Raw genomic sequence first — 433 nt, 5'->3', positions numbered from 1 at the left:
GCAAAAGGTCCACCAACCATACAACCTTTGATTTCTCCTCTTTCATACATTTCTTCTAGTTCTTTAGCTTCAACTGTATCTTTCATTTTTGGATTTACTTTTTCTTTTGCGCATATTGCAGCAACTTTTTGTTCACTTATATCTAATGAATGTGCTACTGTGCAAGCATTTTCTATGATTTGCTTTTTAGTATTTGTATCATGTGCTAAGTTCATAGCTGCATCAGTTACGAAAAATAATCTATCATATCCCTCTACATCAAATACTGCTACATGACTTAATACATTTCCAGTTCTAAGGCCTACTGCTGTATTTAAAACTGCTTTTAGTATTATTGATGTGTCTACTAAGCCTTTCATTACCATGTCGGCTTTTCCTTGTGAAACTAATTCAACAGATTTTAGAGATGCTTCTGCTAAATCTTTTATATCTA

1 protein-coding gene is annotated in these 433 nt (G+C 32.8%); it reads right to left on the bottom strand.

What is annotated here, in order from left to right; genetic code table 11:
• A partial coding sequence (locus K0039_RS21640; protein ID WP_265589599.1) for a phosphate acyltransferase occupies positions 1-433 on the bottom strand: 433 nt, incomplete at both ends.

The organism is Terrisporobacter mayombei, assembly GCF_020748465.1.
In the GTDB taxonomy this organism is placed as follows: domain Bacteria; phylum Bacillota; class Clostridia; order Peptostreptococcales; family Peptostreptococcaceae; genus Terrisporobacter; species Terrisporobacter mayombei.
This window is presented reverse-complemented; position numbering and strand designations above follow the sequence as displayed.